This is a genomic window from Pseudarthrobacter sp. MOO13, assembly GCF_058267655.1.
Genome location: NZ_CM177848.1, coordinates 4,075,095 through 4,088,800 on the forward strand (window position 1 = coordinate 4,075,095; position 13,706 = coordinate 4,088,800).

13 protein-coding genes are annotated in these 13,706 nt (G+C 65.3%); 11 read left to right on the forward strand and 2 right to left on the reverse strand.

Features of this window, described 5'->3' with window-relative positions; all coding sequences use genetic code 11:
* Positions 1–70: 70 nt before the first annotated feature.
* Both AC4EEO_RS18695 and AC4EEO_RS18700 read left to right on the forward strand, forming a co-directional pair.
* Complete coding sequence (locus AC4EEO_RS18695; RefSeq protein ID WP_491339476.1) at positions 71–1,570, forward strand: SulP family inorganic anion transporter; 1,500 nt, start codon at positions 71–73, stop codon at positions 1,568–1,570.
* Positions 1,571–1,618: 48 nt separating this feature from the next.
* The gene (locus AC4EEO_RS18700; protein ID WP_491328988.1) at positions 1,619–2,023 is read left to right on the forward strand and encodes a DUF1003 domain-containing protein; all 405 of its coding nucleotides are present in this window, start codon (positions 1,619–1,621) and stop codon (positions 2,021–2,023) included.
* 9 nt (positions 2,024–2,032) lie between these two features.
* Here the strand turns inward: AC4EEO_RS18700 and AC4EEO_RS18705 are convergent, their stop codons facing one another.
* Positions 2,033–2,776: a FadR/GntR family transcriptional regulator gene (locus AC4EEO_RS18705; protein ID WP_018763362.1), complete on the reverse strand. Its 744-nt coding sequence runs from the start codon at positions 2,774–2,776 to the stop codon at positions 2,033–2,035.
* A 228-nt stretch (positions 2,777–3,004) separates the two neighbouring features.
* On the opposite strand from AC4EEO_RS18705, the gene AC4EEO_RS18710 reads away from it, so the two are divergent.
* The 6 genes from AC4EEO_RS18710 to AC4EEO_RS18735 all read left to right on the forward strand — a co-directional run bounded on the left by AC4EEO_RS18710 (position 3,005) and on the right by AC4EEO_RS18735 (position 9,129).
* Positions 3,005–4,369 carry an MFS transporter gene (locus tag AC4EEO_RS18710; protein WP_018763363.1) on the forward strand — a complete coding sequence of 455 codons (1,365 nt, stop codon included), beginning with the start codon at positions 3,005–3,007 and terminating at the stop codon, positions 4,367–4,369.
* A 95-nt stretch (positions 4,370–4,464) separates the two neighbouring features.
* On the forward strand, positions 4,465–6,207 hold the full coding sequence (locus tag AC4EEO_RS18715) for a dihydroxyacetone kinase family protein (RefSeq protein ID WP_491339477.1): 1,743 nt from the start codon (positions 4,465–4,467) through the stop codon (positions 6,205–6,207).
* Positions 6,204–6,674 carry a ribose-5-phosphate isomerase gene (locus AC4EEO_RS18720; protein WP_491339478.1) on the forward strand — a complete coding sequence of 157 codons (471 nt, stop codon included), beginning with the start codon at positions 6,204–6,206 and terminating at the stop codon, positions 6,672–6,674. The genes AC4EEO_RS18715 and AC4EEO_RS18720 overlap by 4 nt, the downstream gene beginning before the upstream one ends.
* Entirely contained in the window at positions 6,658–7,470 is an 813-nt protein-coding gene (locus AC4EEO_RS18725; protein ID WP_491339479.1) for a triose-phosphate isomerase family protein, read from the forward strand. The genes AC4EEO_RS18720 and AC4EEO_RS18725 overlap by 17 nt, the downstream gene beginning before the upstream one ends.
* On the forward strand, positions 7,467–8,267 hold the full coding sequence (locus tag AC4EEO_RS18730) for a sugar phosphate isomerase/epimerase family protein (protein ID WP_491339480.1): 801 nt from the start codon (positions 7,467–7,469) through the stop codon (positions 8,265–8,267). The genes AC4EEO_RS18725 and AC4EEO_RS18730 overlap by 4 nt, the downstream gene beginning before the upstream one ends.
* A 1-nt stretch (position 8,268) precedes the next feature.
* Complete coding sequence (locus tag AC4EEO_RS18735) at positions 8,269–9,129, forward strand: phosphogluconate dehydrogenase C-terminal domain-containing protein (protein WP_491339481.1); 861 nt, start codon at positions 8,269–8,271, stop codon at positions 9,127–9,129.
* A gap of 100 nt (positions 9,130–9,229) precedes the next feature.
* Here AC4EEO_RS18735 and AC4EEO_RS18740 read toward each other — a convergent pair whose 3' ends face one another.
* On the reverse strand, positions 9,230–10,270 hold the full coding sequence (locus tag AC4EEO_RS18740; RefSeq protein ID WP_026265037.1) for a LacI family DNA-binding transcriptional regulator: 1,041 nt from the start codon (positions 10,268–10,270) through the stop codon (positions 9,230–9,232).
* Positions 10,271–10,564: 294 nt separating this feature from the next.
* On the opposite strand from AC4EEO_RS18740, the gene AC4EEO_RS18745 reads away from it, so the two are divergent.
* From AC4EEO_RS18745 to AC4EEO_RS18755, 3 genes are read left to right on the forward strand one after another with little or no spacing between them, the layout of a single operon-like run.
* Positions 10,565–11,884 carry an extracellular solute-binding protein gene (locus AC4EEO_RS18745; protein ID WP_133831408.1) on the forward strand — a complete coding sequence of 440 codons (1,320 nt, stop codon included), beginning with the start codon at positions 10,565–10,567 and terminating at the stop codon, positions 11,882–11,884.
* A 6-nt stretch (positions 11,885–11,890) separates the two neighbouring features.
* Positions 11,891–12,793 (forward strand): carbohydrate ABC transporter permease, encoded by a 903-nt coding sequence (locus tag AC4EEO_RS18750; protein WP_018763371.1) that lies wholly within the window; start codon positions 11,891–11,893, stop codon positions 12,791–12,793.
* Entirely contained in the window at positions 12,793–13,698 is a 906-nt protein-coding gene (locus tag AC4EEO_RS18755) for a carbohydrate ABC transporter permease (protein WP_133831410.1), read from the forward strand. The genes AC4EEO_RS18750 and AC4EEO_RS18755 overlap by 1 nt, the downstream gene beginning before the upstream one ends.
* Positions 13,699–13,706: the final 8 nt, after the last annotated feature.

Genomic DNA, 13,706 nt, shown 5'->3' on the forward strand with positions numbered 1-13,706 from the left:
TGCGCACCGTGGCGCGCAAAACGTTGACCACCCACCCTCCCCTGAGGGCCCACGTCCCTGGAGCCGCCCCTTGTCCATCGCCGACAATCCCCGCCTTCTTCGGAAGCCGGTCACGGTCCTGACCGCGCTGCGCTCCCCGCGGCAGCTTTCCCGCGAGGTCCTTGCCGGCATGGTGACCACCCTTGCGCTGGTCCCTGAAGTCATATCGTTTTCGATCGTCGCCGGTGTCGATCCAATGGTCAGCCTGGTAGCCTCCATCGTGCTGGCCCTGACCATGTCGGTCCTCGGCGGCCGGCCGGGCGTGGTGACGGCGGCGGCGGGCTCCGTGGCATTGGTGATCGCGCCGCTGGTCCACGAGCACGGCGTCGAGTATGTCCTGCCCACGGTGCTCCTCGCCGGCGTCATCCAGATCGTCTTCGGCCTGGCCGGACTGGCCCGGCTGATGCGGTTCATCCCGCGTTCGGTGATGATCGGCTTCGTCAACGCCCTGGGCGTGCTGATCTTCATGGCACAGGTACCGCACGTCCTCAATGTCCCCTGGCTCGCCTACGTCCTGTTCGGCCTGACGTTCGCGATCATCTTCATCCTCCCGCGCTTCACCAAGGCGGTCCCGTCGCCGCTGGTGGCGATCGTCGTCGTCACCGCCATCGCCATCATCGCCGGCCTCGCCGTTCCGAACGTCGCGGACGAGGGCCCGCTCACCGGCAAGATGCCCGGGATCACCCCGTTCCTGTTCCCGGTGAGTGTTGAGACCTTCCAGCTGATCCTGCCTACCGCGCTGAGCGTGGCGTTCGTGGGGCTCATGGAAACGCTCCTCACCGCAAAACTCGTGGACGACATCACGGACACCCCGTCGCACAAGGGCCGCGAGTCCTGGGCCCTGGGCGTCTCGAACATCTTCGCCGGCCTCTATGGCGGCATCGCCGGCTGCGCCATGATTGGCCAGACCGTCCTTAACGTAAAGACCGGGCAGGCCCGCACCCGCATTTCGACGTTCGTGGCGGGGATCTTCCTTTTGGCCCTGGTGACGGGACTCAGCTCGATCATGGGACAGATCCCCATGGTGGCACTGGCGGCCGTGATGATGGTGGTCGCCGTGACCACTGTGGACTGGCACAGCGTCAAACCGTCCACGCTGAAGCGGATGCCGGTCCCCGAGACGCTCGTCATGGGTGTCACGGTCGCCGTCGTGGTCCTGACCGGAAATCTCGCGTACGGGGTTCTGGTGGGCGTCATCCTCGCGATGGTGCTGTTCGCACGCCGCGTGGCCCACGTCATCACCGTTGAGCGGACCTTGGCGGTCGACGGCGGGAGCGTCCGCTACGAGGTGGTGGGGCCATTGTTCTTCGGCAGCAGCAATGACCTCGTGGAGCACTTCGCCTACGCCGACGACCCCGCCTCCGTGATCATTGACCTCAGCCGGGCCCAAATCTGGGACGCTTCAACCGTTGCCGCCCTGGACTCGATCGAGACGAAGTACGCGGATCATGGCGCCGAAGTGGCAATCGAAGGCCTGGACGAGCGCAGCACCGGGTTCCACCGCCGCCTCACGGGGCATTTGGGCGCCTGACCAGCCCAGTCCTGCCTGGGGCATGGCGTCGTGGGTCTACCCTGAGCCATGAGCCTCCAACAGAAGACCTGGCACGAGAAACACAAAGCTTCCCTGAGCAAGGGCCAGCGTGCCGCTGACATCATGCGCAACGGGATGGGAAGCTGGCCCTTCGTTGGCAGCTTCATCGGCTTCATGCTCATCTGGGCCGCCATCAATACCGTGGCACTTGCCGCCAACGCCTGGGACCCGTACCCCTACATCCTGCTGAACCTCCTGCTTTCCATGCTCGCCGGACTGCAGGGCGCCATTTTGCTCATCGCCGCCAAGCGGCAGGACGCCATTGCCGCAGCCATGGCCCAACACGACTACGACACCAATGTCGAGGCAAAAAAGGAGATCGAGCTGCTGATCTCCATGAACCGGGTCCAGCTGGAAATCCTGCAGGAATTGAAGAAGGCGGCCGCCGGATAGGGCGGCGCCCTACTGGGCGGCGTCGTATCCTGCCAGCAGGCGCCGGGACGCTGTCTGCATGTGCGAGCGCATGGTGGCGGTCACGGCGTCGGCATCGCGGGCCGCCAAGGCTTCGTGGATCCTGGCATGCTCCTTGAGGGCGGCCGCAGCATGGCCCTCATCAGTGAGGGCCCGGTCCACCCAGATCCGCAGCAGCGAGCGGATACTTTGCAGGAGTTCCTGGAGAACCTGGTTGCCTGAAGCCGCAGCGATTTCGCGGTGGAAGGCTGCGTCCGCCTCGACGAAGGCGCCGAGGTCATCCAAGGTGCGGGCCATGGTGTCCAGATTGTCGCGCATCCGTGCCAGCGCTTCATCCGTAATGCGCTCCGCGGCCAGCTGGGCAGCCTGCACTTCCAGTCCGCTGCGCAGTTCCACGAGCTCGCGCGTGCGTGGGGCGCCCAACATCATGCCCCAGCTCAGGGTGCGGGGCAGAAGCTCCGAGACACCGTCCCGAAGGTAGGTTCCGGACCCCGGCCGGACCACCACGATGCCCAGGATTTCCAGCGCGGCGAGGGCCTCACGCACCGCAGACCGGCCCACGCCAAGGGAGGCGGCCAGCGTGCGCTCGGCAGGCAGCCTGGTTCCCGGTGCAATGTCGCCGCTCGTAAAGAAGGCCAGCAGGCGCTCGGCCACTTCCGACACTACTGAACCCTGCCCCAGAGAGCCCAGGGCGGCACTGATCTTGGCCGTCGAGGCGGCGGATTCTACGGACACCTCCCAAGCGTAACAACTGGTTGACCACGCCCGACTGCAGGGAGGGTCCGCATGATGACCGCAATGTACTGACACCAACTCGTCAACCGGTTGACCAATTTACTTTTCGGTCCTATGGTGGAACTCACAGCTTCACGCACCGCGGCGCCTCCCAGTCCGCGCGTATCTGAGACAACCCCACGCCTCCAGTGACGGATGCGGCCGGGGCACCAACATCTAGGAGTCAATGTGGACACCACACAATCGGTGGTCGAAAAATCCGCAATCAGGAAAGTGGCGATCCGGCTTGTCCCGTTCGTCGCACTGATGTTCTTCATCAACTACCTCGACCGCACCGCCATCTCTTTCGCCGGCCCCAACGGCATGAACAAGGACCTGGCGCTGAACGCCGCCCAGTTCGGTTTCGCCTCGGGCGTGTTCTTCATCGGCTACATCCTGCTTGAAGTCCCCTCCAACCTGGCGCTCCACAAGTTCGGCGCCCGCCGCTGGCTGGCCCGCATCATGGTCAGCTGGGGCATCGTCTCCCTGCTGTTCACCTGGGTGGCCAACGTTGAACAGCTCTACATCCTGCGCTTCATCCTGGGTGTGGCCGAGGCCGGCTTCTTCCCCGGCGCCATCCTCTTCCTGAGCCTCTGGGTTCCCGCACGGCACCGCAGCAAGATCCTGGCCTTGTTCTACCTGGCCCAGCCGCTCACCACCGTGGTCGGCGCCCCGCTGGCAGGCCTCTTGATCCAGCAGCACGGCCTTTTCGGCCTTGAAGGCTGGCGCGTCATGTTCCTCGGCGTGGCCGTTCCCGCCATCCTGATCGGCATCATTTCCTGGTTCTACCTGGCCGATTCCCCCGCGAAGGCCAAGTGGCTCTCCGCCGAGGAAAAGACCTGGCTGACGGGCGCCCTGGAAAAGGAAAAGCACGAAACGGCCGCCGGCAACAAGCACGTCAGCGTCCGCACCGTGTTCGGCAACGGCCGCGTCTGGATGCTCTCCCTGATCTACTTCGGCTTCATCTACGGCCTGTACGCCCTCGGCTTCTTCCTGCCCACCATCATCTCCGGCTTCGAAGGCATTTACGGCACCAAGTTTGACGTCCTCCAGAAGGGCCTGATCACAGCCATCCCGTACCTGCCGGCAGCCTTCGCCCTCTACTTCTGGTCAAAGGACGCCACCAAGCGCGGCGTCAAGACCTGGCACATTGCGGTTCCGGCACTGGTGGGTGGACTGAGCATCCCGCTGGCACTCTTTGCGGGAAGCCCGGCAGCCACCATCGCCGTCATCACCATCACGGCCATGGCCATCTTCGCGGCACTCCCCAACTTCTGGACGGTTCCCACCCAGTTCCTGACCGGCGCGGCAGCGGCAGCGGGCATCGCCCTGATCAACACCGTGGGCAACCTGGCAGGCTTCAGCGCCGGCTACATCACCGGCTGGCTCAAGGACTGGACAGGCGACTACACCGTGCCGATGTTCGTCGTGGGCGGGTTCATGCTGCTGTCCGCCGTCCTGATGGTGGCCCTCAGCCGCTCCGGCCGTGCCAGCGAGGGCGTCCGCACCGAGGCACTGGATCCCGCCGGCGCCGCACAGCACGCCGAACCGTAGCAGCCCGGGGGCATCCGCCTCATCCGCGGATGCCCCCGCACCATCCCACCCCCCCGAACCAGATCGTCCCCCCAGCCAGGCCCAGGAGCTTTCCCATGACCCGCCTCTTCAACGAACCTTCAGCCTTCGCTGACGAAATGATCGAGGGCTTCGTCGCCTCCCACGGACGCTGGGTCAAACGCGTTTCGGGTGGCGTGGTCCGCAGCACCAAGAGCACCCCGGACACGGTGGCACTGGTGATCGGCGGAGGCTCCGGCCACTATCCCGCGTTTGCCGGCCTGGTGGGCCAAGGCCTGGCGCACGGTGCCGCGATGGGCAACCTGTTCGCGTCGCCGTCGGCGCAGCAGGTTTACAACGTGGCCAAGGCGGCCAACAACGGCACCGGGGTGCTGTTGGGCTACGGCAACTATGCCGGCGACGTCCTGCACTTCACCCAGGCCCAGGAGAAGCTGCGCAGGGAAGGCATCGATTGCCGCAGCATCGCCGTCACCGACGACGTCTCTTCCGCCCCGGTCGAAGAGCACACCAAGCGCCGCGGCATTGCCGGGGACCTGACCGTATTCAAGGTGGCGGCCGCCGCCGCGGAAGCACGCTACGGAATGGACGCGGTGATGGAAATCGCCGAACGCGCCAACCACCGCACCCGTTCCTTCGGGGTGGCCTTCAGCGGATGCACCCTGCCGGGAGCCACCCAGCCCCTGTTCTCTGTCCCCGAGGGCCGCATGGCCGTCGGCATGGGCATCCACGGAGAGCCGGGCATCGACGAAACGGCGATTCCGACGGCGGATGAGCTCGCCGGACTCCTCGTCGCCAAGCTCTTGACCGAGGTGCCGGAGGGCGTGGACCCCAAGGGTGCACGCGTGGTCCCCATCCTGAACGGCTTGGGCAGCGTGAAGTACGAGGAGCTGTTCGTGGTCTACCGCCGCGTGGCGCAACTCCTCGCCGAGGCCGGCCTGCAGGCAGTGGATCCGCAGGTGGGCGAGCTGGTCACCAGCTTCGACATGGCCGGCACGTCCCTGACGCTCTTCTGGCTCGACGACGAACTCGAAGCCCTCTGGAACGCCCCAGCGGACGCCCCGGCCTTCCGCCGCGGCGCCGTCACGGCCGAAGCGCTGCAAGAGACCGTCGACGAGGTGGCCGACGTCGAACTTCCCATTCCCGAGGCGACTCCCGCGTCCCGTGCCGGGGCCGTCCGTGTCCTCGCAGCGCTCGGCGCGGCCAAGGACGTGGTGGACGCCAACGCAGGCGAACTGGGCCGCATCGATGCGGTCGCCGGCGACGGCGACCACGGCATCGGCATGGAGCGGGGCGTCGGGGCCGCCGTGAAGGCCGCGGCAGACGCCGTCGCCCGCGGCGCCGGGGCTGCCACCACCCTCTACTTCGCCGCAGACGCCTGGGCGGACAAGGCCGGCGGCACCTCCGGCGCCCTGTGGGGCATGGCCCTGCGCGCCGTCGGTGACGCTGTGGGCGATGACAAAGCTCCCGACGCCGGTGCCGTCGCCACCGGAGTGGCCGGCGCCGCTGCAGCCATCATGGACTTCGGCAAGGCCAAGGTAGGTGACAAGACGCTGGTGGACGTGCTGGTTCCCTTCCGGGATGCCCTCACCGCCGGCGTGGACAGCGGAAAGCCGTTGTCCGGAGCCTGGGACGCTGCCGCCACCGCCGCGCAGCAGGCCGCCGAGGACACCGCCAACCTGCTGCCACTGATGGGCCGGGCACGTCCGCACGCCGAGAAGAGCCTTGGTACCCCGGACGCGGGCGCCGTCTCCATGGCCCTGATCGTGCGGGCCATCCACAACACCCTCAGCCAGAACACCACCATCAAGGAGAACGCATGAGCGCCAAACTGCGCCTGGTCATCGGAGCCGACGACGCCGGTTTCGACTACAAGGAAGCCCTCAAGGCCGACCTCGAGGCCTCCGACCTGGTCGAGTCCGTCGCTGACGTGGGCGTGGAGGCCACCAGCCACACCCCTTATCCCTCCGTAGCCATCGCAGCGGCGGAACTCATCGCCGCAGGAAAGGCCGACCGCGCGCTGCTCGTCTGCGGAACCGGGCTCGGCGTCGCCATCGCAGCGAACAAGGTCCCCGGCATCCGCGCGGTGACCGCCCACGACAGCTTCTCCGTTGAACGCGCCGTCCTGAGCAACAACGCCCAGGTCCTGACCTTCGGCCAGCGCGTCGTCGGACTTGAACTCGCCCGGCGGCTCGCCAGGGAATGGCTCACCTACACCTTCGACGAAACCTCCGCCTCGGCAGAGAAAGTTTCCCTGATTAAGGACTACGAAGGTGTCACTTCCTGCTAAGCCCCGCACCGGACCCACGGCCATTATCGGTGTCAGCCTGAAGATGTACTTCGGCTACGCCCGCTCGGTGGACTACTGTCGCGATATCGCATCCATCGCCTTCGCCCACCCCGCGGTGCAAAACGGCGACATCGAACTCTTCGTCCTGCCCATCCTCCCGGCGCTCCCGGAAGCGGCACGGATCCTCGGTCCGGCAGGTGCTGCCACCGGAGCGCAGGACGTCTTCTGGGAAGACGAAGGCGCGTTCACCGGCGAAGTCGGCGGCAAAACAGTAGCTGAACTCGGTGGCCGGTACGCCGAGGTGGGCCACGCTGAACGCCGCCGGATCTTTGACGAGGACCAGCGCGTGATCGGACTGAAGACCGCCGCGGCCTACCGCAATGGCCTGACCCCCGTCCTGTGCGTCGGGGAACTGCACCGCGGATCCGTTGAGGAAGCCATCGCCCAGTGCACGGCGGAAATCGATGGCATCCTCAAACGCGCGTCATCGCTGGCAGCGGCCGCCAGGACCATCGTGGCATACGAGCCGCAGTGGGCCATCTGCGCTCCGGAGCCGGCCACGCCCGGGTATATCAACGCCGTCATTTCGGGCCTGGACGAGCACCTGCGCAGCCTCCCGGGGCAGGAAGACAGCCGCGTCATCTATGGCGGCAGCGCCGGGCCGGGCCTGATCACCCAACTCGGTCCCGCCGTCGCCGGCCTGTTCCTGGGCCGCTTCGCCCACGACCCCACAGCACTGAAGGCCGTCCTTGACGAAGCCGCGGCGCGGCTGCAAACGATGGCGGTGCCGGCATGACCTCACGGATTGGGCTGAGCAGTTACGCCTTCTTCTGGCAGCTCTCGGCCAAGGTCTCCCAGCCACTGAGCCTTCATGATGTCCTGGAGCGGACCGCGGAACTGGGCGTGGACCTGTTCCAGGTTTGCGACTACGCACCCCTGGAGGCCATGGCTGACACGGAACTCCGAGCCGTGCGGGACACCGCGGACAGGCTGGGAATCTCCCTGGAGCTGGGCACCAAGGGCATCCGACCGGACCACCTGCGAAGGTTCCTGCACATCGCCGGCATCCTCGGCTCGCCGCTTCTGCGCACCATGGTCCACGCCCCCGGCCACAGCCCCACCACGGAGGAAGCGGTGGCGATCTTCAAGGACGTGCTGCCGGAATTCGAGGATGCCGGGGTGAAGATCGCAGTGGAAACCTACGAACAGGTCCCCACCGCCCGCATCCTGGACGTGATCCGCGGCGTGGACAGCCCGTACCTGGGGATCTGCAGCGACCCCGCCAACACCGTCGCAGCGCTGGAAATGCCCCGCGAGGTCATTGACGCCGTCGCCCCCTACGTCCTGAACATGCACATCAAGGACTTTGCCTTCAGCCGCAAGGACGGATGGGTGGGCTTCACCTACTCCGGCGCGCCGCTTGGCGAAGGCCTGCTCGACTACGCGTACATGGTCGAAAAAATCCGGCCGCACGAAAGAAACATCAACCAGATCGTCGAACACTGGCTGCCCTGGCAGGACACCGAGGCGGACACCATCCGGCTCGAAAACCAGTGGACCCGGCACAGCATCAAATTCCTAAGGAGCAAGTGAAATGTCAGCAGAAACTTTGACCGTCGCCGTCATCGGAGCCGGAGGCAAGATGGGGATGCGCGTTTCCCGCAACCTCCAGAAGTCCGGCCACATCGTCTTCTACAGCGAGAACTCCCCCGCCGGCCAGGAACGCGTCCAGGCCGAAGGCCGCCAGATCACCGCCACGGACGGCGCCGTCAAGGGCGCCGACGTGGTGATCCTCGCCGTCCCCGACACCGTCCTGGGCATCGTCTCCGAAGGTGTGGTGCCGCAGATGAAGGCCGGCGCCATCCTGCTCACCCTTGACCCCGCTGCCGCTTACGCGGGCCTGCTGGCCAAGCGCGACGACGTCGTCCAGGCAGTCGCGCACCCGTGCCACCCGTCGGTGTTCCTGGAGCGCACCACCAAGGAGGAATGGGCCGACACCTTCGGCGGCGAGGGCGCCCCCCAGAACGTCGTCGCCGCCATCGACGACGACGCGCCGGCAGCCACCCGCGACTCTGCGGAGGCCGTCATCCGCATCATCTACGCGCCGGTCATCGACGTGCACTGGGTCACCGTCAAGCAGCTTGCCATCCTGGAGCCCACCCTGGTGGAAACCGTGGCCTGCATGATCGGTACGCTGCTCAACGAGGCGCTGCACGAGACCGTCCACACGGCCGGCGTGCCGGAGGAGGCGGCCAAGGCCATGTTGTTCGGCCACGTCCAGATCGCCCTGACCAACGCCCTGCGCGGGTCCAACCCCTTCTCGGAAGCCTGCGAAATCGCCATCCAGTACGGCAAGGACACCATCATCAAGGACGACTGGAAGAAGATCTTCGACGACTCCGAACTCGACGGCGTCATCGCCAAGATGCTCAAGCTCGAAGCCGTCAAACGCTAGGAATCCCACCCGCACGGCGGCTGCCACCCCGGTCTTTTCGGCCGGGTGGGCGGCCGCCCGTCGTTTAAATCCTGGACCGGGCCAGGCCCCGTGCTCGCCGTCAGTCCGCGGGAGGTGCAGTGGATTCCCGGACGATCACCTGCGTGGCCAGTTCCACGCGGTGCGAATCCAGGACCTCACCGCGTGCTTGCCGCAGCAGCGACCGCAGGGCAGCCCGGCCCATCTCCTCCAGCGGTTGGGCCACGGACGTCAACGCCGGGACGGACTCTTCACCCTGGATGGTGCCGTCGAACCCGATGAGGCTGATGTCCCCGGGGACCCGGAGGCCGTGGTGTGCAGCTTCGGCCAGAACCCCCAGGGCAATGCTGTCGCTTCCGGCGAAGATGGCCGTGGGGCGGTTTTCGAGGCGGAGCAGTGCCTTCAGGCCGGCAACTCCGCTATCCCGGCGGAACCTGCCGCCGGTGACGATGTATTGGGGATCCACGGGCACGCCGTGGGCCGTCAAGGCCGCCATGTAGCCGTGCAACCGGGCCTGATTGCACTCCGCCCGCTCGATTCCGCCGATGTAGGCAATGCGCCGGTGGCCCAGGTCCAGGAGGTGCTCGGTGGCGGCCTTCCCCCCGGCCCAGTTCGTGGCACCGATGCTGACCACGTCCGCCGGCGGCGGATTGAGCGGATCGATGACGACGACGGGAATGTGGCGCCGCCGGAAGGCATGCAGCTGCGCCTCGCTGAAGGCCGAGGTCACCACGATCATTCCCGCCCTGCCATCGTCGACCATGCGCTGGGCCCGGCGTTCAGCGCTTTGGGCGGAGGGTGCCGTGGGGCCCGTAACGCTCAGCATGACCTCGACGTCCTCGGCTGCGGCGAAGTTCAGTACTCCCGCCAGGACTTCGGAGGTATAGGCGGATGTGAGGACATCCACCACCACTTCGATCACCGTGCCTGTCCTGGTGGCGGTACGCCGCTGCACCGGCGACTGGTATCCGGCTTGTTCAAGTGCCCGGAGGATCCGGGCCCGGGTATCCGGTGCCACGTCCTCACGGCCGTTGACCACCTTCGAAACCGTGGGAGTCGAAACCCCTGCCTGCAAGGCAACTGCCGCCAGAGTCGCCTTTTGCGTGCGCTCAGTCCTTACCAAGGGACCATCCCATCCTTCGAAACATTTCGACTACGGCAATCTTGCACCCAATAACCCGAGGGGTCAATGAAGTCCCTGTAAGAATGCAAAAAGAGGCTGCGTGTGGCCCTTGACTGTGATGCGGCTCACCGATACATTTTGACAACCGGCCGCAAGTTTTCGAAATATTTCGAGCTATTGTCGGTGCGACCATCAACCGAATCGATGTGGGTGATCCGCCTCGGAGCCGAGGCAATGCCTGCTTCATACGTTACCGGGACCCAGCGTTGAGCCCGGAGGATGAACGGAAACGACATGACATTTCGAAAGTTGCGTTCGGCAGCCGTGGCAATCACTGCGGCAGGACTGGCAGTCAGCCTCGCCGCCTGCGGTTCTTCAGGACCGGCAGGTTCCAGCGTCAGCAGCGACTCGGCCAGCATGTGGGGCCTGACCGGCGGCAACCAGCCTGTCCTGCAGAAATCGGTGGACGATTGGAACCAGGCAAATCCGGACAAGTCGATCAAACTCGATTTCTTCGCCAACGACGCGTACAAGACAAAGGTCCGCACGGCCATCGGCGCCGGTGAAGGACCCACGTTCGTCTACGGCTGGGGCGGCGGCGTGCTGAAATCGTACGTCGATGCCGGCCAGGTGGATGACCTGTCCACGTTCGTCAAGGACAACCCGCAGGTCAAGGACCGCTACCTTCCATCGGTGCTCAAGAACGGTGAAGTAAACGGCAAGACCTACGCGTTGCCGAACAACAACGTCCAGCCGGTCGTCCTCTACTTCAACAAAGACGTCTTCGACAAGGTCGGTGCCCAGCCGCCCAAGACCTGGGACGACTTGATGGCCCTGGTGCCGAAGTTCAAGCAGGCCGGCATCGCTCCCTTCTCCCTGGGCGGCCAATCGAAGTGGCCGGACCTTATGTGGCTCGAGTACCTCGTGGAGCGCATCGGCGGCCCTGAAGTCTTCGCCAATATCGCTGCCAACAAGCCCGGTGCCTGGTCTGATCCTGCCGTGAAGGAAGCGCTCACGAAGATCCAGGAGCTGGCCGGCGCCGGCGGGTTCATCAACGGCTTCTCTTCGGTGGCTGCCGACAGCAACGCGGACCAGGCCCTGATGTACACGGGCAAGGCAGCCATGATCCTGCAGGGCGGCTGGATCTACCAGGGCATGAAGAAGGACGCCGCGGACTTCGTCAAGAGCGGGAAGCTTGGCTACACCACCTTCCCCACCGTCTCCGGCGGCAAGGGAGACCCGGCGAACGTCGTCGGAAATCCCTCCAACTTCTGGTCCATTTCAGCCAAGGCGACTGACGCCCAGAAGAAGGCCGCCTTGGACTATGTCAAGGACGGCATGTTCACCGACGCGAATACCGACGCCCTCATCAGTTCCGGCGCTGTGCCGGTGGTCAAGGGAATTGAAGACAAGCTGGCCGCCTCGCCGGACAAGGATTTCCTGACCTTCGTCTATGGCCTGGCCAAGAACGCCCCCAGCTTCACTCTCTCCTGGGACCAGGCGCTCAGCCCGGCCCAGGGAGACGCCATGCTGTCGAACCTGGACCAGATCTTCCTGCAGAAGATCAGCCCGGACCAGTTCATCAGCACCATGAACGCCACGATAGGAAAGTAAGCGGCCATGGCGGTTCTTGGTTCTACCAACCGGGGGGTCCGTGACTCGGGCCCCTCGGGGTGGCTCGCGGTCCCGGCGCTGGTCTTCTTCCTCGCCTTTGCCGTCATCCCGCTGATCGGCGTTGTCTTCCTCAGCTTCACAAGCTGGAACGGACTGGGCGAGATCAAGCTGCAGGGCCTGGCCAGCTGGACGACGGTACTGACCGATCCGGTAACGGGCAACGCGCTGGTCGTGACTGCCAAAGTCATGTTCTTCTCGTTCATCGTCCAGGCCCCCGTCAGCCTGCTGCTGGGGGTCTTCACCGCCGGCGGCCAAAAGTACCGGGCGGCCCTTGCCGTCCTCTACTTCCTGCCATTGCTGCTGTCGTCCGCGGCCGTTGCCATCGCCTTCAAAGCCCTGCTCGATCCCAACTTCGGCCTGGGCCCCGGATTCAACCTGCCCATCCTCGCCCAAGACTGGCTGGGCAACTCGGATCTGGTCCTCTTCGTGGTCGTCTTCGTTATTGCCTGGCAGTTTGTCCCGTTCCACACACTGATCTACCAAGGCGGCGTGCGCCAGATCCCGGCCTCGCTCTATGAGGCAGCTGAAATCGACGGCGCAGGCCGGTTGCGCCAGTTCTGGAACATCACCCTGCCGCAGCTGAAGTACACCATCATCACCTCCTCCACCCTGATGGTGGTGGGCAGCCTGGCCTACTTCGACCTGATCTTCGTGCTTACCGGCGGCGGACCGGGCTACAGCACCCGGCTCCTTCCGCTGCATATGTACCTCACGGGCTTCAAGGCCAATGACATGGGCGCGGCGAGCGCCCTCGGCGTCATGCTGATCGTCATCGGCCTGGGACTGGCGCTCCTGCTCCAGCGCCTGGGCGGAAAGAACCGCAACGCGAGCCAATTGGAAGGTGCCTGATGGCGTCCACGACACAACTCCCGATTCCCCCTTCGCCGGCCACCGGAACCATCGCGGAAAAACCGGCTGTCAGGTCCAAGGGGCCAGGCCGGATGCGGCCGAACCTCCTGGGCGGCTTGGGCGGCTGGCTTTGGCTCGCCGTCATCATCGTGCCCATCTATTACGTGGTGATCACCAGCTTCAAGAACCAGGCGGGGTTCTTCACGTCCAACCCGATGCTGCCGGCAACGGAACCTACGCTGGATAACTACAAGCTGGTGCTGGACAACAACTTCGCCAGGTACTTCGCCAACAGCCTGATCGTCACGCTGGGCACGGTGCTGCCGGCGCTGCTGGTCTCCTTCATGGCCGCGTACGCCATCGTCCGCGGACGGGGAAAGTTCCTGAGCCTGACGAACAACCTTTTCCTCCTGGGCCTGGCCATCCCGCTGCACGCCACGATCATCCCCATCTACTGGATGATCACCAAGGCCCACATGTACGACACGTTGCTGGCGCTGATCCTGCCGTCCGTGGCCTTTGCCATCCCGGTCAGCGTCCTCATCCTCTCCAACTTCATGCGGGACGTCCCCAATGAGCTGTTTGAGTCGATGCGTCTGGATGGTTGCTCGGACTGGGCCATGATGTGGCGGCTTGCGCTTCCCATGACCAAGCCCGCCGTCATCACCGTGGGCATCTACAACGCCCTCCACGTCTGGAATGGCTTCCTCTTCCCACTGATCCTGACGCAGAGTCCCGCCACCAGGGTGCTGCCCCTGTCGCTGTGGACCTTCCAAGGCGAGTTCAGCGTGAACATCCCCGCCATTCTTGCCTCCGTCGTGCTGGCCACCCTTCCACTCCTCGTGGTGTACGTCATCGCCCGCCGGCAGCTGCTCAGCGGCCTGACCGCCGGCTTCAGCAAGTAGAAAGGACC